The organism is Streptomyces sp. NPDC056128, from assembly GCF_042263835.1.
GTDB lineage: Bacteria > Actinomycetota > Actinomycetes > Streptomycetales > Streptomycetaceae > Streptomyces.
Window position 1 is genome coordinate 102,194 of sequence record NZ_JBHJVQ010000010.1, and the last position, 19,824, is coordinate 122,017.

The window sequence follows — 19,824 nt, forward strand, 5'->3', positions numbered from 1 at the left end:
CCGTCAGACGATCGGTTCGTGGACGGTGACCAGCTTGGTGCCGTCCGGGAAGGTGGCCTCGACCTGCACGTCGTGGATCATCTCGGGGACGCCCTCCATGACCTCGTCGCGCTGGAGCACCTTGCGTCCGGAGGACATGAGTTCGCCCACGGTCCGCCCGTCCCGGGCGCCTTCGAGGATGTGCGCGGTGATCAGCGCGACGACCTCGGGATGGTTGAGCTTCACGCCTCGCGCGCGGCGCTTCTCCGCCACGTCCGCGGCCACATGGATGAGCAGTCGCTCCTGCTCGTGCGGGGTCAGTTGCATGTACCACCTCACAGGACATGACGCCGGGACCGGGCGGTCCGGGCTGCCGCGGCCACCGCGACGGCTCTAGATGTAACACACACGAATGGGCCGCAGCGCACCCGCCAGTTGTTCGAAAACCGCAGGTGAACAGGGGTGGAGAGTACGGCTACAGTGTTTCCGCCGTGTGACCCGGTTTTGACCGACTGATTACCGGGGCCGTCGGCGGACTCCCGCCTGCCCGCGCACCGCCGGGGCACTCGGGCGGCGCGCTCGGGCGGCGGGCCCTAGGTCGGGTTCGGTCCCCTGTGCTCCGCCGCGATGCCGAAGCGGTGGCGTTCGCGGGGTGTCGGGGCGGCCGTGTCACGGACCCCGGTGACCGAGGTGACCACCTGCCCCTCCGACGGCTCCCCGGCCTCCTCCAGGCGCTCCAGGTCGGCGGCGGAGACCAGGGCGACGAGAGGCTTGCCGTGCCGCGTCACGACGACGCGTTCGCCGCCGTACACCACCCGGTTGATCAGGTCGGCGAGCTCAGCCCTGGCTTGCGTCACCGGAATCTCGTAGGCCATGTCCCCAGCTTACGGTTCACCCCCCGCCGACCGGCTGCGCCGCCGCCGGGCCGGGTGGACGATGAGAACGGGGGCGACCCCTCGACCCATGGCCACGTCCCACGGGAGGTACCCATGACCGGCGAACCGTCGTTCTTCGAGCTCGGCGTGGCGGACCCCGAGCGCGGGCGGGTCTTCTACGGCACCCTGTTCGGCTGGGCCCTCGAGGCGGGCCCCACGGGGCGCGGGTTCTCCATCGGCACCGCCGGGCTGCCGGGCGGCATGCACGGCGGTGACCCGGGCGCCTCCCCGTACCTGTTCTTCCGGGTCGACGACCTGGACGCCGCCGTGGCCCGGGTGCGTGAGCTGGGCGGCTCCATCGAGGAGCTCGGCGAGGAGGGCGAGGAGGACGCGGAGTCGGTGGCCCGGTTCGGCCGGTTCAAGCTGTGCCGGGACGACCAGGGCTCCCTCTTCGGCCTGCACGAGCCGCCGCACGGGAAGTGATCGCGGGTTACGCGATTCCCATCCCCTCTCAATGTACGTCCTGTACATTTTATACGGAGCCAGTGCAGCCGAAGAGGGTTCCGCCACGAGGAGGGGTTCGCCATGACCCGACCGTCCGCCCGCCACGTCCTGCCCGAGTTCACCGAGCGCACGAGCGCCGGAGCCCGGACGTCGGACCCGTACTCGAAGCTGCTGGAGGAGCGGATCGTCTTCCTCGGGACGCCGGTCGACGAGACCTCCGCGAACGACGTGATGGCGCAGTTCATGTACCTGGAGCACCAGGCCCCGGACCGGGACATCGCCCTCTACATCAACTCCCCCGGCGGCTCGTTCACGGCCATGACGGCGATCTACGACACGATGCGCTACGTCGCCTGCGACGTGGAGACGACCTGCCTCGGACAGGCCGGCGCGTCCGCCGCGCTGCTGCTGGCGGCGGGCACGCCGGGCAAGCGCGCGATGCTGCCCGGGGCGCGGGTGGTGCTCCGTCAGCCGTCGCTCACCGGGCCGATGGAGGGGCAGGCGAGCGACCTGGCCATCCAGGCCGAGGAGTTGACCCGGATCCGCGCCCGCCTGGAGGAGATCCTTGTACGGCACACGGGCCGCACTCCGGCGCAGGTGACCGAGGACATCGAGCGGGACACCGTCCTGAACGCCCAACAGGCCCTGGAGTACGGGCTGGTGGACCGGATCGTGTCCGACCGCTCCGCCGCGCCCGCGACGCCCGGCACCCGGTGAACGGCCGATGCTGCCACCGGAACTGCCGCCCCTGCCCGCCCTGACCCGCGCCGAGGCGGAGCTGATCGACCGCTACCTGGACGTCGTCGACCTGCTCGGGCGCATCAACCCCGCGCAGGACGGCGACACCTACCGGGGACTGCGGGCCGCCCAGGCGCTGGTCGGCAAGGCCGCGGCCCTGCGCGACGCGCTGGAGCTGATGCACGCGCGCGGCGAGACCGAACTGCACGCGCCCACCCTCGCCCGTGCCCTGCGCGTGCTGGACGGCGAGCGGCGGACGGGACGTCTCAGTCTTCCGCCGTGTTCCGAGAGTTGAGCGGCGGGGTTCGAAACGCACCAAAAGACGTACCCCCTTTCGGCGTAGGAACACACCCGGTTGACGACCGGTCCGGGTTGCGCGGCCCTCCTGTCCCGACGTCCGCGCCCACCGCTGCGCCGCTGGTCCCGGGGTCGTCACCGCCTACGGCCCCGGCTCGAACACAGGGGTGTCCACCCGAACGGGTGGGTGGTGAGTAACAACACAAAAGGCACGTTCCGTTGGGAATTCCCCCTCCGGCGAGACAAGATCCGTGACTGACGACAAGCCCCCGCCGCAGCGGCGGGGCGGTCCGGGCGGACGCCGAATCCTGCCGCCGCCCGGACGACCGGTCGCGAGGGAAGTGGATCGGCAGGAGTGGAGGACCCGAGCACGACGGGTCGCAGGAGCGGTCGCCTCCGTGGGAGAGGCGCCGGACCGAGCAGCCCTTGGGGTGAAGCCGCACTCGTGCGGCCGGGCAACTTCGCCAGCCCGAATCCGACAGGTCATCCTTCACAGGCGGCTGACGAAGGGTTGCGCATGTCCGCGCTCAATCGTGTCCCGTCCCTGATGGCTCGCGCCGGTACGGCCTCGGCCCTCACTCTCGCCGCGGTAGGCGGCTCCGTCGTGGTCCCCGGTTTCTCCTCGGAGGCGGCCGCGGCGCCTCATGCGACGAAAGCCCTCAAGGTCGCGGCCTCCAAGAAAGGTTCCCCCTACAGGTGGGGCGCCGTCGGGCCCCGCAGGTTCGACTGCTCAGGCCTGACGCTGTACTCGTTCAAGAAGGCCGGCAAGAAGCTGCCGCGCACGGCGGCCCAGCAGTACAACAAGACCCGTCACATCTCGGCCAAGAAGCGCAAGGCGGGAGACCTGGTCTTCTTCCACTCGGGCCGCAGCGTCTACCACGTCGGCATCTACGCCGGGAAGGGCAAGCTCTGGCACGCCCCGAAGACCGGGGACGTGGTGCGCCTGCAGAAGATCTGGACCGGGAGCGTCTCCTACGGCCGGGTCAAATAGCCCTTGGGGGGGGTCAACCGGCCCGTGCTCGAGTGACACGGGGTCAAACAGCCCGGGGGCGAGTAGCTCTCCCGAGGGGGATGACGGTGTTCTGCCCCGCCGTCACCCCCTCGGCGGCGGCCGGCGGGCCGGGGGCGGTCCAGGGCAGTTCGATGGAGACGGTCTTGCCGCCCTCCCGTGTGGGGCGGACCCGCAGCTTGCCGCCGCATTCGGCCGTCAGCCAGCGGATGATCACCATGCCGCGGCCGTTGTCCTGCTGCACGGCGGCGGGCAGGCGCTTGGGAAATCGCGGATGGCTGTCGGTGACTCCGATGCGCAGCCGCTCGTCACGGTCGAGGACGAGGTCCACCGTGAAGGTGGGCGACTGCCCGAGCGTGTGCTGGACCGCGTTGGTCGCCAGTTCGGAGACGATGAGCCGGACCGTGTCGGACACGTCGGCGTCCGCCGGCAGGCCCCACTCCACCAGCGTGCCGACCACATAGGTGCGCGCGGCGGCCACCGAAGCGGGATCGCTCGGCAGAGTGACGGATGCTTCCAGGTGATCTGCCATGGCGACGTCGTCCCTTTCTCACGGGACCGTGGTCCGACACGAAGCGGATGGTTCGAGTACGGTCCCGGACTGGTGCTTCGCCGCCAGACTGCCACCACCCGGCCCGTGAAGGACGGCGATCCACCAAGATATGCATATATCTGTCGCTCGAAGCGGTGAACTCTGCGACGGCAGAGCGGATTTGGGCGGCCCATAAGGAGTAAGGGAGTGGCCCATGCAGCACGGTCCGGTGGTGCGCCGCAGGAAGCTGGGCGCGGAACTGCGCGCCCTGCGCACGACGGCGGGCATCACCAGCGGGGAGGCGGCCCGGCTGGTGGGCTGGCACCAGTCGAAGGTCAGCCGCATCGAGACCGGGACGAGCGGGGCGAAACCGGCCGACGTGCGGTTACTGCTCGACGCCTACGGCGTGGACGACGACCAGCTGCGCGGCCTGCTGGTGATGCTGGCGCGCTCCGACGACGCGGGCGGCCGGCACCACTGGTGGCACGCCTACCGCGGGGTGCTGCCGCCCACCTATCGCGACTTCATCAGCCTGGAGTCCCAGGCCGGCGCCATGCGCACGCTGGAGACCACGGTGGTCCCCGGACTCCTCCAGACACCGGAGTACGCCCGCGAGGTGACGCGGGCCGCCGTGGACGGCATGCCGGAGGAACGGCTGGACGCGCTGGTGGAGGTCAGGCTGGCCCGGCAGGACGTGCTGCGCGGCGAGCCGCCGCTGGAGCTGAGCGCGGTGCTGGACGAGGCGGTGCTGCGCCGGCAGGTGGGCGGCCCGGGGGTGATGGCCCGTCAGCTGGAGCGGCTGGTGGAGGCGGCGCGGCTGCCCCATGTCCGGCTCCAGGTATTGCCGTTTGCCGCCGGGGCGCACATCGGTGTCACCGGCCCTTTCGTAATCTTCTCCTTTTCGAGCACTTCTGATCTGGACGTGGTTGTTCTCGACCACTTGACGAGTAGCCTGCACCTCGAACGGAAAGAAGACCTAGAGGCCTATACCGAGGCCTTCAACGCCCTTCTGATCCATGCCCTTTCGCCCGAGGACTCGTTGGACTTCATCGCCGCGACCGCGGCAGGCGCGTAAGGAGGCACCATGTCAGGCTCCATGTCCGAACTCCCCCGGAGCATCTCTGCCGGCACTGATCTGACCGGCGTCCGGTGGCTGCGCAGCAGCTACAGCACCGGCGCGAACAACTGCGTGGAGACGGCCCGGCCGCCGGCCGGCCGCTGGGCCGGACTGCTCGCGGTGCGCGACTCCAAGAACCCCGCCGGGGCCGCCCTGCTCTTCTCCCCCGAGAGCTGGACGTCCTTCACCGCCGGGATCCGCCGGGGCTGACCACCCCACGAGACGTCGGACGACGCACGGCCATGCCACGCCGACTCATGGTCGCGTCTCGCCGATCACCCGCACCGCGCGTTCGATCTGTTCCCCGGAGAGGTCCGCCCGAGCGGTCAGCCTGAGCCGTGAGACGCCGTCCGGCACGGAAGGAGGACGGAAACAGCCCACGGACAGGCCGGCCGCACGGCAGTCGGCCGCCCACCGCACCGCCCCCTCCGGGGAGGGCGCGCGCACCGAGACCACCGCGGCGTCCGGACGCACCGCCTCCAGACCCGAGGCGGTCAGGCGGGTGTGCAGTTCGGCGGCGACGGCGCGGGCCCGGGCCGCGCGTTCCGGCTCGCGGCGCAGCAGGGTCAGCGCGGCCAGCGCCGCGCCCGTGGCGGCGGGGGCGAGGCCGGTGTCGAAGATGAACGTCCGGGCGGCGTTGACCAGGTGTGCGATCACCCCGGCCGGGCCCAGCACCGCGCCTCCCTGGCTGCCCAGCGACTTGGACAGCGTGACCGTGGCGACGACGTCCTCCCGGCCTGCGAGGCCCGCCGCGTACGGGGCGCCCCGGCCGCCGTCGCCGAGGACGCCCAGTCCGTGCGCGTCGTCCACGACCAGACCGGCGCCGTGCTCCCGGCACACGTCGGCGAGGGCGGCCAGGGGCGCGGCGTCGCCGTCGACCGAGAAGACCGTGTCGGAGACGGCGACGGCGGGCCCGTCGTGCGTCGCCAGCGCCTTGCGCACGGCGTCCGGTTCGGCGTGCGCCACGACCTGGGTCGTGCCCCGGGCCAGCCGGCAGCCGTCGATCAGCGAGGCGTGGTTGCCCGCGTCGGAGACGACCAGGCTGCCGTGCGGCGCCAGGGCGGTGACCGCGGCGAGGTTGGCCGCGTAGCCGGAGGAGAACACGAGCGCGGCCTCGAATCCGCAGAACGCGGCCAGTTCGCGTTCGAGCGCGGCGTGCAGTTCGGTCGTGCCGGTCACCAGCCGGGAACCGGTCGCACCGCCGCCCCAGGTGCGCGCCGCCCGGGCCGCTCCCTCGGTGATCTCCGGGTGCCGGGCCAGTCCGAGGTAGTCGTTGCTCGCCAGGTCCAGCAGCGGCGAGTCGGCCGGACGGGGGCGCAGAATCCGTACGAGTCCCGCCTCGTGGCGCGCCCGGGCCTGCTCGTCGATCCAGCCGAACGCCATGCGTCGCTCCTCGGGGAATTTGTAGGCAATGGACAGACACTAGCGGCATCGCCACCCCCGCGAGGTGTGGCAATACCCACACGTCGATCTGTCAGTGTTGTGCAAACTCTCCTTGGCCCCGGGCGGCCCCTTAGGACAGGATCGGCTCTCATGGACCTGCTGAACACGCTGGTGGACAAGGGGCTTCGGCGCGAGTCGCCGACCCGCGAGGAGGCGCTGGCCGTCCTCGCCACTTCCGACGACGACCTGCTCGATGTGGTGGCCGCGGCCGGCAAGGTGCGCCGGCACTGGTTCGGCCGACGGGTGAAACTCAACTACCTCGTCAACCTCAAGTCGGGCCTGTGTCCCGAGGACTGCTCCTACTGCTCGCAGCGGCTGGGCTCCAAGGCGGAGATCCTCAAGTACACCTGGCTCAAGCCCGACCAGGCCACCGCGGCCGCCGCGGCCGGGGTGTCCGGGGGCGCCAAGCGGGTGTGCCTGGTGGCCAGCGGACGCGGCCCGACCGACCGGGACGTGGACCGGGTCTCGGACACCATCCGGGCCATCAAGGAGCAGGACGGGTCCGTCGAGGTGTGCGCCTGCCTGGGCCTGCTCTCCGACGGTCAGGCGGAGCGGCTGCGCGAGGCGGGCGCCGACGCCTACAACCACAACCTCAACACGTCCGAGGCGACGTACGGGGACATCACGACCACGCACACGTACGCCGACCGGGTGGACACGGTGCAGAAGGCGCACGCGGCCGGGCTGTCGGCCTGCTCCGGGCTGATCGCGGGCATGGGCGAGACCGACGAGGACCTGGTCGACGTGGTCTTCTCGCTGCGCGAGCTGGACCCGGACTCGGTGCCGGTCAACTTCCTGATCCCGATGGAGGGCACGCCGCTGGCCAAGGAGTGGCACCTCACCCCGCAGCGCTGCCTGCGCATCCTGGCGATGACCCGGTTCGTCTGCCCGGACGTCGAGGTGCGCATCGCCGGCGGACGCGAGGTCCACCTGCGCACCATGCAGCCGCTGGCCCTGAACCTGGCCAACTCCATCTTCCTCGGCGACTACCTCACCAGTGAGGGCCAGGCCGGCCACGCCGACCTGGAGATGATCGCGGACGCCGGCTTCGAGGTGGAGGGCGCCGACCGGGTGACCCTGCCGGAGCACCGGGTCACGGCCGGCGGCGGCTGCGGATCGCACGCGGGCGGCGGCTGCGGATCGCACGGGGACGGCGAGGAAGGCGGGGGCTGCGGGTCGCACGCCGACGGCGGGGTCTGCGCCCCGGCGCCGGCGGCCCGGACCGAGGAGCCCCGGACGGATCTGGTGGCCGTACGCCGCCGCGGTGCCGGAACGGATCTCGCGCCCAATGCCTGAGCCCGCCCTGACGGTGGACGAGCTGCTGGCGCTCGACCGGCGGCACGTCTGGCACCCGTACGGCCCCATGCCGGGGCGGCAGGACCCGCTCGTCGTGGAGTCGGCGAGCGGGGTGCGGCTGCGCCCCGCGGACGGCTCGGCGGAGCTGGTGGACGGGATGTCGTCCTGGTGGTCGGCGATCCACGGCTACAACCACCCGGTGCTGAACGAGGCCGCCCGCGAGCAGTTGGAGCGGATGAGCCACGTGATGTTCGGCGGGCTCACCCACGAGCCCGCCGTCCGGCTGGCGAAGCTCCTTGTCGACATGTCGCCGGATGGACTCGAGCATGTCTTCCTCGCCGACTCCGGTTCGGTGTCCGTCGAGGTCGCGGTCAAGATGTGCCTCCAGTACTGGCGTTCGCTGGGCCGCCCCGCCAAGCGCCGCCTGCTGACCTGGCGCGGCGGCTACCACGGCGACACCTGGCAGCCCATGTCGGTGTGCGACCCCGAGGGCGGGATGCACGAGCTGTGGTCGGGCGCCCTGCCGCGCCAGGTCTTCGCCGACGCGCCGCCCGCCGAGTACGACGAGACGTACGCCGACCATCTGCGGTCGACGATCGAGCGGCACGCCGGCGAACTGGCCGCGGTGATCGTCGAGCCGGTGGTGCAGGGCGCCGGCGGGATGCGGTTCCACTCCCCCGCGTACCTGCGGGTGCTGCGGGAGGCGTGCGACGCGCACGGCGTGCTGCTGGTGTTCGACGAGATCGCGACCGGCTTCGGACGTACCGGCGCGCTGTTCGCGGCGGAGCACGCCGCGGTGACGCCGGACGTGATGTGCGTCGGCAAGGCGCTGACCGGCGGCTATCTGACGATGGCGGCCACCTTGTGCACGCCGGAGGTGGCCGACGGCATCTCGCGCGGCGAGGTGCCGGTCCTGGCCCACGGACCGACGTTCATGGGCAATCCGCTGGCCGCGGCCGTGGCGTGCGCGTCGATCGGGCTGCTGCTCGGCCAGGACTGGCTCGCGGAGGTCAAGCGGATCGAGACCGGCCTGCGCGACGGTCTGGCCCCGGCCGCCGAGCTGCCGGGCGTGACGGACGTACGGGTGCTGGGCGCGATCGGCGTGGTGCAGCTCGACCACGCCGTCGACATGCGGGCGGCGACCGCGGCGGCCGTCCGCGAGGGCGTGTGGCTGCGGCCGTTCCGCGACCTGATCTACACCATGCCGCCGTACGTCACGGGCGACGCGGACGTGGCACGCATCGCCCGCGCGGTGTGCGCGGCGGCAGGGGAGGGATGACATGCCGGTACTGGTGATCACGGGCACGGGCACGGAGATCGGCAAGACGGTCGTGACGGCCGCCGTCGCCGCCACGGCGCTGGCGGGCGGCCGGTCGGTGGCGGTGCTGAAGGCCGCGCAGACGGGCGTGGGGCCGGACGAACCGGGGGACGCGCGGGAGGTGGCGCGCCTCGCCGGGGCCGTGACGGCGGCCGAAGTGGCCCGCTATCCGGAGCCGTTGGCGCCCGGCACGGCCGCGCGCCGGGCCGGACGGGCGCCGGTGCGCCCGGCGGAGGTGGCCGAGGCCGCGGACAAGCTGGCCACCGAGCACGATCTGGTGCTGGTCGAGGGGGCGGGCGGGCTGCTGGTCCGCTTCGACGCGGACGGCGGGACGCTGGCGGACGTCGCCGCCCTGCTGGGCGCCCCGGTGCTGCTGGTGACGGCGGCGGGCCTCGGCACGCTCAACACCACGGAGCTGACGGCGCGTGAACTGCGCTCCCGCGGTCTCGACCTGCCCGGTGTGGTGATCGGCAGCTGGCCCGGGGCCCCGGACCTCGCCGCGCGCTGCAATCTCGCGGACCTCCCGGAGGTGTCCGGTGCTCCGCTGCTCGGCGCCGTCCCCGCCGGGGCGGGTGCCCTGCCGCCGGCCGCCTTCCGGTCGACGGCGCCGGGATGGCTGGCGCCGCGGCTGGACGGCACGTGGGACGCGGCGGCCTTCGGGGCGCGGGAGGCGCCCTGAACGGCAGGGCGCGCCCGGCCGCCGGTGCGGTGGGTGCGGAGCGGGTCGTACGGGGGACAATCGCGGTAAGGCACCACCTCGTGAGGGAGGGCCCATGCCGCTGCGATCCGCCCGCGGGGTGCCGCGGGACGCCGTGCACCATCCGCTGTTCGCCCGCTACTACGCCCGGGCCAGCGTGGGCGCCGAGACCCGGATGGGTGTGGGGCGCGTCCGCGAGCGGCTGCTGGCCGGGCTGTCCGGGCGGGTGATCGAGGTCGGCGCGGGCAACGGGCTGAACTTCTCGCACTATCCGGGCGCCGTCTCGGAGGTCGTCGCCATCGAACCGGAGCGGCTGCTGCGGCGGTTGGCGGTGGAGGCGGCGCTGCGCGCGCGGGTGCCGGTGGACGTGGCGCCGGGCGCGGCCGAGGCGCTGCCGGTCAAGAGCGAGGCGTTCGACGCGGTCGTGGTCTCCCTCGTGCTGTGCAGCGTCCGCGACGTGCCGCGGGCGCTCGGGGAGGCGCGGCGGGTGCTGCGGCCCGGCGGCCAGCTGCGGTTCTTCGAGCACGGCCGGGGCGGCGGGCGGATGATGACCTTCACCCAGCGCGCCCTGGACCGGACGCTGTGGCCGCCGCTGTCCGGCGGCTGCCACCTGTCCCGCGATCCCATCGCCGCGCTGCGGGACGCGGGGTTCGCGCTCGGCCCCTACCGGCGGATGATGATCCCGGAGCACGGGCCGGCGCTGCCCAGTTCGTACTGCGTCCTCGGCACGGCTTGGCGGCCACCGGAACCGGGGGCGGGGGCGGACTAGGGGCGGTCGGGTGCTGGCGGCCGTCGCCCGCGGGTGATTGACTCCCGTGTCCCCGAAGGCCCCCGGTGTGCGAGGAGAGTTCATGTCGCGTCCGTTCCGGTTCGGCGTCAGCCTGATGGTCTCGGCCCCGGCCGACGAGTGGAGTGCGAAGTGCCGGCGGGCCGAGGAGCTGGGGTACGACGTGATCCTGGTCCCGGACCACCTGGGCATGGTGGCGCCGTTCCCGGCGCTGGTGGCCGCGGCGCGGGCCACCGAGCGGCCCCGGCTCGGCACGTTCGTGCTCAACGCGGGCCTCTGGAACCCGGCGCTGCTGGCCCGGGAGGTGGCGACCACGGACGCCCTCACCGGCGGACGGCTGGAACTGGGGCTCGGCACCGGGTACGTACGGGAGGAGCACGACAAGGCCGGGCTGCCCTTCGGCTCACCCGGCGAACGGGTGGACCATCTGCGGCACACGGTCGAGGAGCTGGAGCGGCTGCTCGGCGACCCGGAGCACCTGCCGCGCCCGGCGCAGCGGCCCGGAGTGCCGCTGCTGATCGGCGCGAACGGCGACCGGATGCTGGAGCTGACGGCCCGGCACGCGGCCGTCGCCGCGTTCACCGGCGGGCGCACGGGCCGGCGGACGGGCCGGCTGGCACCGATCACCGCCGAGGACCTGGACGAGCGCGTCGCCCGGTACCGGGAGCTGGCGGCGGACCGCGCGGAACCGGCGGAGCTGAACCTGCTCATCCAGATGGTCGTCGTCACCGAGGACCGTGAGGCGGCCGTCCGGCCCTTCCTGGAGTACGTACCGCATCTGACCGCCGGACAGGTGCTGGACCTGCCCATCTTCCTGACCGGGACGCTGGAGCAGATCACCGCGCAGCTCCGGGCGCAGCGCGATCGGTACGGGTTCACCTACCTCACCGTGCTGGAGCCGTACATGGAGGCGTTCGCCCCGGTGCTGCGGGCGTTGCGGGAGGACTGAGCCGCGGTCCGCCGTGGTCCGCATGCCGGAATTCCCGCACGGGTGTGCGTCCGGCGTGCTGGGATCGCGGCATGACCGATCTGCGCATACGGGCCGCCGGGCCCGAGGACCTGGACACCGTGCTGGCCTTCTGGAAGGCGGCCGCCGAGGGCACGAGCATCAGCGACGACCGCGAGGGCGTGGAGCGGCTGGTCGCCCGCGACCCGGAGGCGCTGGTCCTGGCCGAGCGGGACGGGGAGCTGGTGGGCACGGTCATCGCGGGCTTCGACGGCTGGCGCTGCCATCTGTACCGGCTGGCGGTGCACCCGGAGCAGCGGCGCCGGGGCATCGGCACCGCCCTGCTCGCGGCGGCCGAGGAGCGGTTCGTACGGCTCGGCGGGCGCCGCGGCGACGCGATGGTGCTGCGGCGCAACGAGCGGGCCCAGCATGCCTGGCGGGCGGCCGGGTACGCGCCCGAGGAGCAGTGGCGACGCTGGGTGAAGCCGCTCACGGAGTGAACGGACGGAAAGGTTGAGCACCGGCGCATGAGCGAGTCCCTCCACGGCAAGGCTCCCGGCGCCTCCCCCGGCGCACGACATCGCGCGAGCCACCGGTTCCTGGCCGATCATGGATCCGAGGTGACCCGATGACGGAAGTGCTCCTGCTGCTGGTGGCGGTCCTGCTCTCGCTCATGTGCGGCGCGTTCGTCGCGGCCGAGTTCTCGCTGACCACCGTGGAACGCGGTGAGCTGGAGCGGGCGGCGGAGCGGGGCGAGCGGGGCGCGGCCGGCGCGCTGAAGGGCGTACGGAGCCTGACGTTCCAGCTCTCCGGGGCGCAGCTCGGCATCACGGTCACCAACCTGGTGGTCGGCATGCTCGCCGAGCCCTCGGTCGCGGCGCTGATCGCGGGCCCGCTGGAGGCCGTGGGGGTGTCGCGTTCGGCGGCCTCCTCGCTGGCGCTGGTGCTGGGCACGGCCCTGTCGACGGTCTTCCTGATGATCGTCGGCGAGCTGGTGCCGAAGAACTGGGCGATCTCCTCGCCGCTGGCCGTGGCCAAACGGGTGGGCGGCCCGCAGCGCTGGTTCAGCGCGGCCTTCCGGCCCTTCATCACCCACCTCAACAACACGGCCAACCGGATCGTGCGCCTCTTCGGCGTGGAGCCGGCCGAGGAGCTGGCGTCCGCGCGGGGGCCGCAGGAGCTGGCGGCGCTGGCCCGGCACTCGGCCAAGGAGGGCGCGCTGGAGGCCGACACCGCCGAGTTGTTCGTCCGGACCCTGAACCTGGCCGATCTGACGGCCCAGCACGTGATGACCCCGCGCGTCCAGGTCATCGCCCTCGACTCCCGGGCGACGTGCGAGGACGTGGCCAACGCGACGCGGGCGACCGGGCTGTCCCGGTTCCCGGTCTTCCAGGAGACCCTCGACGCCGTGGTCGGCACCGCCCACGTCAAGGACGTGCTGGCGGTGCCCGCCGAGCGGCGGCCCCGGATGCCGGTGTCCGAGCTGATGCGCGAGCCGCTGCTGGTCCCGGAGACGCTGACCGTGGACCGGCTGCTCGACCGGCTCTCCGGGCGGCGCACGATGGCCGTGGTCATCGACGAGTACGGCGGGACGGCGGGCGTGGCCACGCTGGAGGACATCGTCGAGGAGGTCGTCGGCGAGGTGCGCGACGAGCACGACCCGCACGAGACGCCCGAGCTGGACCCGGCCGGCACCGACGCGCAGGGACACACGATGTTCTGGGCCGACGGCTCGGCCCGCGTGGACCGGCTCGCGCGGCTCGGCCTGCGGGTGCCCGAGGGCCCGTACGAGACCGTCGCCGGACTGGTCGCGGCCGGGCTGGGACGCATCCCGGCCGTCGGCGACACGTTCGAGGTCGCGGGCTGGCGGCTGGACGTCGTGGACGACACGGGGCGCCGGGCGGCGCGGGTGCTGCTGCACGCGCCGCTGGACGACGCGGGCGCGGCCGGGGGCCCGCACGGCGCGCGCGGCACGCACGAGGACGGGGAGGGCGGCCGGTGATCGCCGTACAGCTGCTGATCGGTCTGGCGACGCTCGTCGTCAACGCGTTCTTCGTGGGCGCCGAGTTCGCGCTGATCTCCGTGCGCCGCAGCCAGGTGGAGCAGCACGTCGAAGCGGGGGCGGAGGGCGACCGGCGGGCCAGGAGCGTGCTGTGGGGTCTGGAGCACGTGTCGGCGCTGATGGCGGCGGCGCAGCTCGGCATCACGCTGTGCACGCTGGTCCTCGGCGTGGTCGCGGAGCCGGCGATCGCGCACCTGCTGGAGCCGGTGTTCCACGCGGTGGGCCTGCCGTCCGGGGTGGGGCACGCCGTCTCCTTCGCGATCGCCCTGACGCTGGCGACGTATCTGCACATGCTGCTCGGCGAGATGGTGCCGAAGAACATCGCGCTGGCGGAGCCGGTGCGCAGCGCGCTGCTGCTGGGGCCGCCGCTGGTCGCGCTGTCCCGGGCGCTGCGGCCGGTGATCTTCACGATCAACGCCTTCGCGAACGCGCTGCTCAAGCTGCTCAGGGTCGAGACGAAGGACGAGGTGTCGGCGACCTTCACGGGCGCGGAGCTGGCCGAGATCGTGAAGGACGCCGGCGACGCCGGGCTGATCGACGACCGGGCCCAGGAGCGGCTGCACGACGCCCTGGAGCTGGGCCGGCGGCCGGTGCGGGACGTGGTGCTGCCGCTGGAACGCGTCGTCCACGCGCGCGTGGGCATCACGCCCGAGCAGTTGGAGCGGCTGTCGGCGCAGTCGGGGTTCTCCCGGTTCCCGGTGGTGGACGACGGGCGGCGGATCGTCGGCTACCTGCACGTGAAGGACGCCCTGGACGCCTCCCCGCGGGACCTGCCGTTCCGGCTGCGGGACATGCGGCCCATCGCGCGGGTGCGGGAGAGCACCCCGCTGGACGACGTGCTCACCGCGCTGCGCCGCAGCCGTACGCATCTGGCCGCCGTACTCGGGTCCGACGGCCGGCTCGCGGGCCTGGTGACCATGGAGGACGTGCTGCGGGAGCTGTTCGGTCAGCGGACCTGAGCCCGGAGGGCGGGCTGGGAGGCTGGGCGGGGGCGGCCGAGGGGGCCGAGGGCGGGCCTGAGGCGGGCGGACGAAGGCGCGGACCTGAGCCGGGCAGCCGAGGATGCGGACCTGAGCCGAGCGACCGAACGCGCGGACCTGAGCCGGGCGGCGGAAGGCGCGGACCTGAGCCGGGTGGCCGAGCGCGCGGACTGAGCCGGGTGGCCGAGCGTGGATCGGCCTGTAGGACGAGCGACGGGAAGAGAGACCGGGCGCGGCGGCGAAGCCGGACGCCATTGACCGGGAGGCCCGGACGCGGCAGGCCGACGGCAGGACGCGACAGACCGGGAGGCCCAGACGCGGTGCGCCGAAGCAGGACGCGACGGACCGGGAAGCCAGGCGCGGCAGGCCCTAGGCCGACCGACCGTCGGGTATGTGCACGCGCTACCATTTCTGTCGCCATGCAGACGAACCCCACTCACAGCAGCCTCGTCGCCGTGGGCGACTCCTTCACCGAGGGCATGTCGGACCTGCTGCCCGACGGCTCCTACCGGGGCTGGGCCGACCTTCTCGCCGCGCGGATGGCCGCCCGCTCCCCCGGCTTCCGGTACGCCAATCTCGCGGTGCGCGGGAAGCTGATCGGGCAGATCGTCGACGAACAGGTCGAGGTGGCCGCGGCCATGGGGGCCGACGTGATCACCTTGGTGGGCGGGCTCAACGACACGCTGCGGCCCAAGTGCGACATGGCGCTGGTGCGGGATCTGCTGACCCAGGCGGTGGAGCGGCTCGCGCCCAGTTGCAAGCAGCTGGTGCTGATGCGCAGCCCCGGCCGTCAGGGTCCGGTGCTGGACCGGTTCCGGCCCCGTATGGAGGCCCTCTTCGCGATCATCGACGACCTGGCCGCAGGGCACGGCGCCGTGGTCGTCGACCTGTACGGTGCGCGCTCCCTGGCCGACCCGCGGCTGTGGGACGTGGACCGGCTGCACCTGACGGCGGACGGGCACCGCCGGGTCGCGGAGGCCGTGTGGCAGGCGCTGGGCCACGAGGCCGAGGACCCCAACTGGCACGCGCCGATCCCGGTCACACCGCCACCGGGGTGGGTCACCCGCCGGACCACCGACGTCCGGTTCGCCCGGCAGTACCTGCTGCCCTGGATAGGCCGCAGGCTGACCGGCCGCTCGTCCGGCGACGGCCTGCCGCCCAAGCGCCCCGACCTGCTGCCGTACGAGGTCACCGCGCCCTGATCCCGGGGGCGCAGCCGCCCTCGTAGGTTCCGACGAACAACCCCGTGGCGCTGGCCTGCACGAATCGCCAGTAGAATCCGTACACGTGACTTCCGCTCCCGCCAAGCCCCGCATCCCGAACGTCCTCGCCGGACGCTACGCCTCCGTCGACCTCGCCACGCTCTGGTCGCCCGAGCAGAAGGTGAAGCTGGAGCGCCGGCTCTGGCTCGCCGTGCTGCGGGCCCAGAAGGACCTCGGCATCGACGTCCCCGACGCCGCGATCGCCGACTACGAGCGCGTCCTCGACCAGGTCGACCTGGCCTCGATCGCCGAGCGCGAGAAGGTCACCCGGCACGACGTGAAGGCGCGGATCGAGGAGTTCAACGACCTCGCCGGGCACGAGCACGTGCACAAGGGCATGACCTCCCGCGACCTGACGGAGAACGTCGAGCAGCTGCAGATCCGGCTCTCGCTGGAGCTGGTCCGCGACCGCTCGGTGGCCGTGCTGGCCCGGCTCGGCAAGCTGGCCGGAGAGTACGGCGAGCTGGTCGTGGCCGGCCGCTCCCACAACGTCGCCGCCCAGGCCACGACGCTGGGCAAGCGCTTCGCGACCGCCGCCGACGAGCTGCTCGTCGCGTACGGCCGGGTGGAGGAGCTGCTCGGCCGCTACCCGCTGCGCGGCATCAAGGGCCCGGTCGGCACCGCCCAGGACATGCTGGACCTGCTCGGCGGGGACGCCGGCAAGCTCGCGGAGCTGGAGCGGCGGATCGCCGGGCACCTTGGCTTCTCGCAGGCCTTCACCTCGGTCGGCCAGGTCTACCCGCGCTCGCTGGACTACGAGGTCGTCACCTCGCTGGTGCAGCTCGCCGCGGCGCCGTCGTCGCTGGCCAGGACCATCCGGCTGATGGCCGGGCACGAGCTGGTCACCGAGGGCTTCAAGCCCGGCCAGGTCGGCTCCTCGGCGATGCCGCACAAGATGAACACCCGCTCCTGCGAGCGCGTCAACGGCCTGATGGTGATCCTGCGCGGCTACGCCTCGATGACCGGCGAGCTGGCGGGCGACCAGTGGAACGAGGGCGACGTCTCCTGCTCGGTGGTGCGCCGGGTGGCCCTGCCCGACGCGTTCTTCGCCCTGGACGGCCTGCTGGAGACCTTCCTGACCGTGCTCGACGAGTTCGGCGCCTTCCCGGCCGTCGTGGCCCGCGAGCTGGACCGCTACCTGCCGTTCCTGGCCACCACCAAGGTGCTGATGGGCGCGGTGCGGGCCGGGGTCGGGCGCGAGCTGGCGCACGAGGCGATCAAGGAGAACGCCGTCGCCTCGGCGCTCGCGATGCGCGAACAGGGCGCCGAGCGCAACGAACTGCTCGACAAGCTGGCCGCGGACGAGCGCATCCCGCTCGACCGGGCCGGGCTGGACGCGCTGATGGCGGACAAGCTCTCCTTCACGGGCGCCGCGGCCGACCAGGTCGGGGCGGTCGTGGGCCGGATCGAGGAGATCGTCAAGCAGCACCCGTCGGCCGCCGCGTACACCCCCGGGGCCATCCTCTGACCCGCTTCACCCGGGCCGAGTTGGAGGCCGCCCGCGACCGTCTCGTACCGGACGTCGTCGCGGACGGCCTCCGGGTGCTGTTCTGCGGGATCAATCCCGGTCTGATGACGGCGGTGACGGGCCACCACTTCGCCCGGCCGGGCAACCGCTTCTGGCCGGTGCTCCACCTGTCCGGGTTCACGCCGCGGCGGCTGGCGCCGTCGGAGCAGGACCTGCTGCCGTCGTACGGGCTCGGGATCACGAACGTCGTGGCGCGGGCCAGCGCGCGGGCGGACGAGCTGACCGCCGAGGAGTACCGGGAGGGCGGGCTGCTGCTGACGCGGAAGGTGGCGCGGCTGCGGCCCGCTTGGCTGGCCGTGGTGGGGGTCACCGCGTACCGGGCGGCGTTCGACGACCGGCACGCGCGGGTGGGGCCCCAGGAGCGGACGTTCGGGAGCACACGCGTGTGGGTGCTGCCCAATCCCAGCGGGCTCAACGCGCACTGGACGGCGGAGACGATGGCGGAGGAGTTCGCGCGGCTGCGGGTCACGGCGGAGCCTTCTCCGTGACCACCGCCAGCAGTTGCACCTCGTCCGTCTCGTCCCGGTCGGCGACGGCCAGCGCGATCCAGCGGCCGGTGCCCCCGGCCTCCCAGAGGTACGCCACGCGCGCGCGGGCGCTCAGTCCGGCCCACGGCTCCGGTATCTCCTCCCGGTCGGTCCGCAGCAGGACCGTCTGAAGGTTCAAGGGGTCCCCCTCCTCCCCCCAGCGGGCGGCGAGCCGCTCGTGGAGGGCGTCCCGGTCCTTCTCGTACTGCTCCACCGTCACCGCCCGCTCCGCCGGGCACCCGCCGCGCAGGCCGTGGCTGGTCTCCAGCACCGCCGTGAAGTGACCGGGAGCCCCGGCGCCCTCGCCCGACGGACCGTGCCCCGCCGGGAAGGGGCGGTGGCACAGCTCGTCGATGAGGGCGATGTGCCGTGCGATGTCCATGCCGTCCAGTAAACCGGTCGGCACTGACATTTGGCGGCCCGTCAGCCGCCCGCACGCTCAGGCGTCCGGCGGCGCGGCCGAGTTCCACCGCCCCTCGCGGACGCCGAGCGGCTGCGGAGCGCGCGCACACGGGCATCGACGCCGGCGATTGGCGGGGACGCGTCGAGCTGCCGTCGGGCTGATCTACGCTGGGCGGATGCCGGTCAGTGTGCTCCTCGTCGACGACGAACAGGCGGTGAGCACCGCGTACGAGTCGGGGTTCGTGGCGCCGAGGTGAGGCGCGCGCACGGGCCGGGAAGGCGTGGACCGGCACTCGCCGGGGCGGAGCGGGCCGAGTACGATCCGGCCCACACGCGCACGAGCTGGGAGGACGGACCTTGGGAGGCCTGACCGGCGGGGATCCGTCGCTGTTGCGGAGGATCAACTCCGCGGTGGTGCTGCACGCGTTGCGTGCCACGGACTGCGCGACGCTGACCGAGATCACCCGGGTGACGGGCCTGTCCCGGCCGACCGTCGAGGGCGTCGTCGAGGGGCTGATAGAGGCGGGCCTGGTGGTCGAGGCGGCCGCCGAGGAGGGCACCGCCCGGCGGCAGGGTCGGCCGGCGCGGCGCTTCCGGTTCCGGGCGGAGGCGGGGCATCTGCTGGGTCTGGAGATCGGGCCGCACCGCGTCGCCGCGCTCCTGTCCGACCTGGACGGCCGGGTGATCGGCGCCCAGGCCAAGGACGTCGACGAGGGTGCCTCGGCCGACGAGCGGCTGGAGCGGCTGCGCACGGCCGTCGCCGAGCTGCTGCGCCGGGCCGGGGTGGCGCGCGGCTCGCTGCGGGCCGTGGGCGCGGCCACGCCGGGGATCGTCGAGGCGGACGGCACCGTCCGGCTGGGGACCGCGCTGCCGGGGTGGACGGGGCTGAGTCTGGGTGAGCGGCTGAGCCGTTCCTTCAAGTGCCCGGTGCTGGTCGAGAACGACGCGAACGCGGCGGCGGTCGCCGAGCACTGGAAGGGCGCCGCGACGGAGTCGGACGACATCGTGTTCGTGCTGGCCGGGCTGAGCCCGGGGGCCGGGGCGCTGATCGGCGGGCGGCTGCACCGGGGGTACGGCGGCGCGGCCGGGGAGATCGGCGCGCTGCACCTGATGGGCCAGGACGTGACGCCCGAGACGCTGCTGTCGACGACCGACGAGCCGCTGCATCCGCTGGACGAGCAGGCGGTCGCCAAGGTCTTCGCGGAGGCCCGGGAGGGCGATCAGCGGGCCCGCGCGGCGGTGGAGCGTTTCATCCAGCGGCTGGTGCACGACGTGACGGCGCTGGTGCTGGCCCTGGACCCGGAGCTGGTCGTCGTCGGCGGCTGGGCGGCGGGGCTGGACGGCGTACTGGAGCCGCTGCGCCGGGAGCTGGCCCGCTACTGCCTGCGCCCGCCGCGGGTGGCGCTGTCGCTGCTCGGTGAGGCCGCGGTGGCGACCGGCGCGCTGCGGCTGGCCCTCGACCACGTGGAGGAGCAGCTGTTCGCGGTGGAGGGCGCGACGGCACGCCGCTGAGCCGCCGGGAGGC

The 19,824-nt window shown here is 73.3% G+C and carries 23 protein-coding genes and 1 riboswitch; of the genes, 18 read left to right on the forward strand and 5 right to left on the reverse strand.

What is annotated here, in order from left to right; genetic code table 11:
• Positions 1 to 3: 3 nt before the first annotated feature.
• The gene (locus ACFC1X_RS20800) at positions 4 to 306 is read right to left on the reverse strand and encodes an urease subunit gamma (protein ID WP_064726706.1); all 303 of its coding nucleotides are present in this window, start codon (positions 304 to 306) and stop codon (positions 4 to 6) included.
• A 266-nt stretch (positions 307 to 572) separates the two neighbouring features.
• Positions 573 to 854, reverse strand: coding sequence for a type II toxin-antitoxin system Phd/YefM family antitoxin (locus tag ACFC1X_RS20805; RefSeq protein ID WP_376355687.1), 282 nt, complete (start codon positions 852 to 854; stop codon positions 573 to 575).
• A gap of 114 nt (positions 855 to 968) precedes the next feature.
• Between ACFC1X_RS20805 and ACFC1X_RS20810 the strand changes: the two genes are divergently transcribed.
• From ACFC1X_RS20810 to ACFC1X_RS20825, 4 genes are all read left to right on the forward strand, one after another.
• Entirely contained in the window at positions 969 to 1,337 is a 369-nt protein-coding gene (locus ACFC1X_RS20810; protein WP_376355689.1) for a VOC family protein, read from the forward strand.
• A gap of 102 nt (positions 1,338 to 1,439) precedes the next feature.
• Positions 1,440 to 2,075, forward strand: coding sequence for an ATP-dependent Clp protease proteolytic subunit (locus tag ACFC1X_RS20815; RefSeq protein WP_376355691.1), 636 nt, complete (start codon positions 1,440 to 1,442; stop codon positions 2,073 to 2,075).
• A gap of 7 nt (positions 2,076 to 2,082) precedes the next feature.
• Entirely contained in the window at positions 2,083 to 2,391 is a 309-nt protein-coding gene (locus ACFC1X_RS20820; protein WP_376355693.1) for a hypothetical protein, read from the forward strand.
• Between the two features lie 368 nt (positions 2,392 to 2,759).
• Positions 2,760 to 2,907, forward strand: a riboswitch (cyclic di-AMP (ydaO/yuaA leader).
• A gap of 3 nt (positions 2,908 to 2,910) precedes the next feature.
• Positions 2,911 to 3,384, forward strand: coding sequence for a C40 family peptidase (locus ACFC1X_RS20825; protein WP_376355695.1), 474 nt, complete (start codon positions 2,911 to 2,913; stop codon positions 3,382 to 3,384).
• A gap of 43 nt (positions 3,385 to 3,427) precedes the next feature.
• Here ACFC1X_RS20825 and ACFC1X_RS20830 read toward each other — a convergent pair whose 3' ends face one another.
• A complete protein-coding gene (locus tag ACFC1X_RS20830) occupies positions 3,428 to 3,934 on the reverse strand; it encodes an ATP-binding protein (RefSeq protein WP_376355696.1) in 507 nt (168 codons plus the stop codon).
• 214 nt (positions 3,935 to 4,148) lie between these two features.
• Between ACFC1X_RS20830 and ACFC1X_RS20835 the strand changes: the two genes are divergently transcribed.
• Positions 4,149 to 5,009, forward strand: a complete 861-nt coding sequence (locus ACFC1X_RS20835; RefSeq protein WP_125490862.1) for a helix-turn-helix transcriptional regulator — start codon at positions 4,149 to 4,151, stop codon at positions 5,007 to 5,009.
• A 21-nt stretch (positions 5,010 to 5,030) separates the two neighbouring features.
• Positions 5,031 to 5,261: a DUF397 domain-containing protein gene (locus tag ACFC1X_RS20840; RefSeq protein ID WP_376355912.1), complete on the forward strand. Its 231-nt coding sequence runs from the start codon at positions 5,031 to 5,033 to the stop codon at positions 5,259 to 5,261.
• A gap of 45 nt (positions 5,262 to 5,306) precedes the next feature.
• Here ACFC1X_RS20840 and ACFC1X_RS20845 read toward each other — a convergent pair whose 3' ends face one another.
• Positions 5,307 to 6,434: an 8-amino-7-oxononanoate synthase gene (locus ACFC1X_RS20845; RefSeq protein ID WP_376355698.1), complete on the reverse strand. Its 1,128-nt coding sequence runs from the start codon at positions 6,432 to 6,434 to the stop codon at positions 5,307 to 5,309.
• Positions 6,435 to 6,584: 150 nt separating this feature from the next.
• On the opposite strand from ACFC1X_RS20845, the gene bioB reads away from it, so the two are divergent.
• The 11 genes from bioB to mug all read left to right on the forward strand — a co-directional run bounded on the left by bioB (position 6,585) and on the right by mug (position 17,858).
• A complete protein-coding gene (bioB, locus tag ACFC1X_RS20850; protein WP_376355700.1) occupies positions 6,585 to 7,790 on the forward strand; it encodes a biotin synthase BioB in 1,206 nt (401 codons plus the stop codon).
• Complete coding sequence (locus ACFC1X_RS20855; protein ID WP_376355702.1) at positions 7,783 to 9,069, forward strand: adenosylmethionine--8-amino-7-oxononanoate transaminase; 1,287 nt, start codon at positions 7,783 to 7,785, stop codon at positions 9,067 to 9,069. Before bioB ends, ACFC1X_RS20855 begins: the two co-directional genes overlap by 8 nt.
• Position 9,070: 1 nt before the next feature.
• A complete protein-coding gene (gene bioD, locus ACFC1X_RS20860; RefSeq protein WP_376355704.1) occupies positions 9,071 to 9,787 on the forward strand; it encodes a dethiobiotin synthase in 717 nt (238 codons plus the stop codon).
• A gap of 94 nt (positions 9,788 to 9,881) precedes the next feature.
• The gene (locus tag ACFC1X_RS20865) at positions 9,882 to 10,574 is read left to right on the forward strand and encodes a class I SAM-dependent methyltransferase (protein WP_376355706.1); all 693 of its coding nucleotides are present in this window, start codon (positions 9,882 to 9,884) and stop codon (positions 10,572 to 10,574) included.
• Positions 10,575 to 10,656: 82 nt separating this feature from the next.
• Positions 10,657 to 11,541, forward strand: a complete 885-nt coding sequence (locus ACFC1X_RS20870; protein WP_376355708.1) for an LLM class F420-dependent oxidoreductase — start codon at positions 10,657 to 10,659, stop codon at positions 11,539 to 11,541.
• Positions 11,542 to 11,612: 71 nt separating this feature from the next.
• Positions 11,613 to 12,038, forward strand: a complete 426-nt coding sequence (locus tag ACFC1X_RS20875) for a GNAT family N-acetyltransferase (RefSeq protein WP_376355710.1) — start codon at positions 11,613 to 11,615, stop codon at positions 12,036 to 12,038.
• A gap of 128 nt (positions 12,039 to 12,166) precedes the next feature.
• Entirely contained in the window at positions 12,167 to 13,540 is a 1,374-nt protein-coding gene (locus tag ACFC1X_RS20880; RefSeq protein WP_376355712.1) for a hemolysin family protein, read from the forward strand.
• Positions 13,537 to 14,559: a hemolysin family protein gene (locus tag ACFC1X_RS20885; RefSeq protein WP_376355713.1), complete on the forward strand. Its 1,023-nt coding sequence runs from the start codon at positions 13,537 to 13,539 to the stop codon at positions 14,557 to 14,559. Before ACFC1X_RS20880 ends, ACFC1X_RS20885 begins: the two co-directional genes overlap by 4 nt.
• Positions 14,560 to 14,999: 440 nt before the next feature.
• Positions 15,000 to 15,782 (forward strand): SGNH/GDSL hydrolase family protein, encoded by a 783-nt coding sequence (locus tag ACFC1X_RS20890; protein ID WP_376355715.1) that lies wholly within the window; start codon positions 15,000 to 15,002, stop codon positions 15,780 to 15,782.
• An 85-nt stretch (positions 15,783 to 15,867) separates the two neighbouring features.
• The gene (purB, locus tag ACFC1X_RS20895; protein ID WP_376355717.1) at positions 15,868 to 17,310 is read left to right on the forward strand and encodes an adenylosuccinate lyase; all 1,443 of its coding nucleotides are present in this window, start codon (positions 15,868 to 15,870) and stop codon (positions 17,308 to 17,310) included.
• The gene (gene mug / locus ACFC1X_RS20900; protein ID WP_376355914.1) at positions 17,307 to 17,858 is read left to right on the forward strand and encodes a G/U mismatch-specific DNA glycosylase; all 552 of its coding nucleotides are present in this window, start codon (positions 17,307 to 17,309) and stop codon (positions 17,856 to 17,858) included. Before purB ends, mug begins: the two co-directional genes overlap by 4 nt.
• Here the strand turns inward: mug and ACFC1X_RS20905 are convergent.
• Positions 17,836 to 18,279: a hypothetical protein gene (locus tag ACFC1X_RS20905; protein ID WP_376355719.1), complete on the reverse strand. Its 444-nt coding sequence runs from the start codon at positions 18,277 to 18,279 to the stop codon at positions 17,836 to 17,838. The genes mug and ACFC1X_RS20905 overlap by 23 nt on opposite strands.
• A gap of 377 nt (positions 18,280 to 18,656) precedes the next feature.
• Here ACFC1X_RS20905 and ACFC1X_RS20910 point away from each other — a divergent pair, with 377 nt between their 5' ends.
• Positions 18,657 to 19,811 (forward strand): ROK family transcriptional regulator, encoded by a 1,155-nt coding sequence (locus ACFC1X_RS20910; protein ID WP_376355721.1) that lies wholly within the window; start codon positions 18,657 to 18,659, stop codon positions 19,809 to 19,811.
• Positions 19,812 to 19,824 lie beyond the last annotated feature (13 nt).

Excerpts from the sequence above, each read along its gene's own strand:
- ACFC1X_RS20830 (WP_376355696.1), bottom strand. The coding sequence starts at position 3,934 with ATGGCAGATCACCTGGAAGCATCCGTCACTCTGCCGAGCGATCCCGCT.
- ACFC1X_RS20845 (WP_376355698.1), bottom strand. The coding sequence starts at position 6,434 with ATGGCGTTCGGCTGGATCGACGAGCAGGCCCGGGCGCGCCACGAGGCG.
- ACFC1X_RS20875 (WP_376355710.1), top strand. The coding sequence starts at position 11,613 with ATGACCGATCTGCGCATACGGGCCGCCGGGCCCGAGGACCTGGACACC.
- bioB (WP_376355700.1), top strand. The coding sequence starts at position 6,585 with ATGGACCTGCTGAACACGCTGGTGGACAAGGGGCTTCGGCGCGAGTCG.
- ACFC1X_RS20905 (WP_376355719.1), bottom strand. The coding sequence starts at position 18,279 with ATGGACATCGCACGGCACATCGCCCTCATCGACGAGCTGTGCCACCGC.
- ACFC1X_RS20855 (WP_376355702.1), top strand. The coding sequence starts at position 7,783 with ATGCCTGAGCCCGCCCTGACGGTGGACGAGCTGCTGGCGCTCGACCGG.
- ACFC1X_RS20835 (WP_125490862.1), top strand. The coding sequence starts at position 4,149 with ATGCAGCACGGTCCGGTGGTGCGCCGCAGGAAGCTGGGCGCGGAACTG.
- ACFC1X_RS20805 (WP_376355687.1), bottom strand. The coding sequence starts at position 854 with ATGGCCTACGAGATTCCGGTGACGCAAGCCAGGGCTGAGCTCGCCGAC.
- ACFC1X_RS20825 (WP_376355695.1), top strand. The coding sequence starts at position 2,911 with ATGTCCGCGCTCAATCGTGTCCCGTCCCTGATGGCTCGCGCCGGTACG.
- ACFC1X_RS20815 (WP_376355691.1), top strand. The coding sequence starts at position 1,440 with ATGACCCGACCGTCCGCCCGCCACGTCCTGCCCGAGTTCACCGAGCGC.
- ACFC1X_RS20865 (WP_376355706.1), top strand. The coding sequence starts at position 9,882 with ATGCCGCTGCGATCCGCCCGCGGGGTGCCGCGGGACGCCGTGCACCAT.
- ACFC1X_RS20800 (WP_064726706.1), bottom strand. The coding sequence starts at position 306 with ATGCAACTGACCCCGCACGAGCAGGAGCGACTGCTCATCCATGTGGCC.
- ACFC1X_RS20810 (WP_376355689.1), top strand. The coding sequence starts at position 969 with ATGACCGGCGAACCGTCGTTCTTCGAGCTCGGCGTGGCGGACCCCGAG.
- bioD (WP_376355704.1), top strand. The coding sequence starts at position 9,071 with ATGCCGGTACTGGTGATCACGGGCACGGGCACGGAGATCGGCAAGACG.
- ACFC1X_RS20880 (WP_376355712.1), top strand. The coding sequence starts at position 12,167 with ATGACGGAAGTGCTCCTGCTGCTGGTGGCGGTCCTGCTCTCGCTCATG.
- ACFC1X_RS20840 (WP_376355912.1), top strand. The coding sequence starts at position 5,031 with ATGTCCGAACTCCCCCGGAGCATCTCTGCCGGCACTGATCTGACCGGC.
- ACFC1X_RS20820 (WP_376355693.1), top strand. The coding sequence starts at position 2,083 with ATGCTGCCACCGGAACTGCCGCCCCTGCCCGCCCTGACCCGCGCCGAG.
- ACFC1X_RS20890 (WP_376355715.1), top strand. The coding sequence starts at position 15,000 with ATGCAGACGAACCCCACTCACAGCAGCCTCGTCGCCGTGGGCGACTCC.
- ACFC1X_RS20870 (WP_376355708.1), top strand. The coding sequence starts at position 10,657 with ATGTCGCGTCCGTTCCGGTTCGGCGTCAGCCTGATGGTCTCGGCCCCG.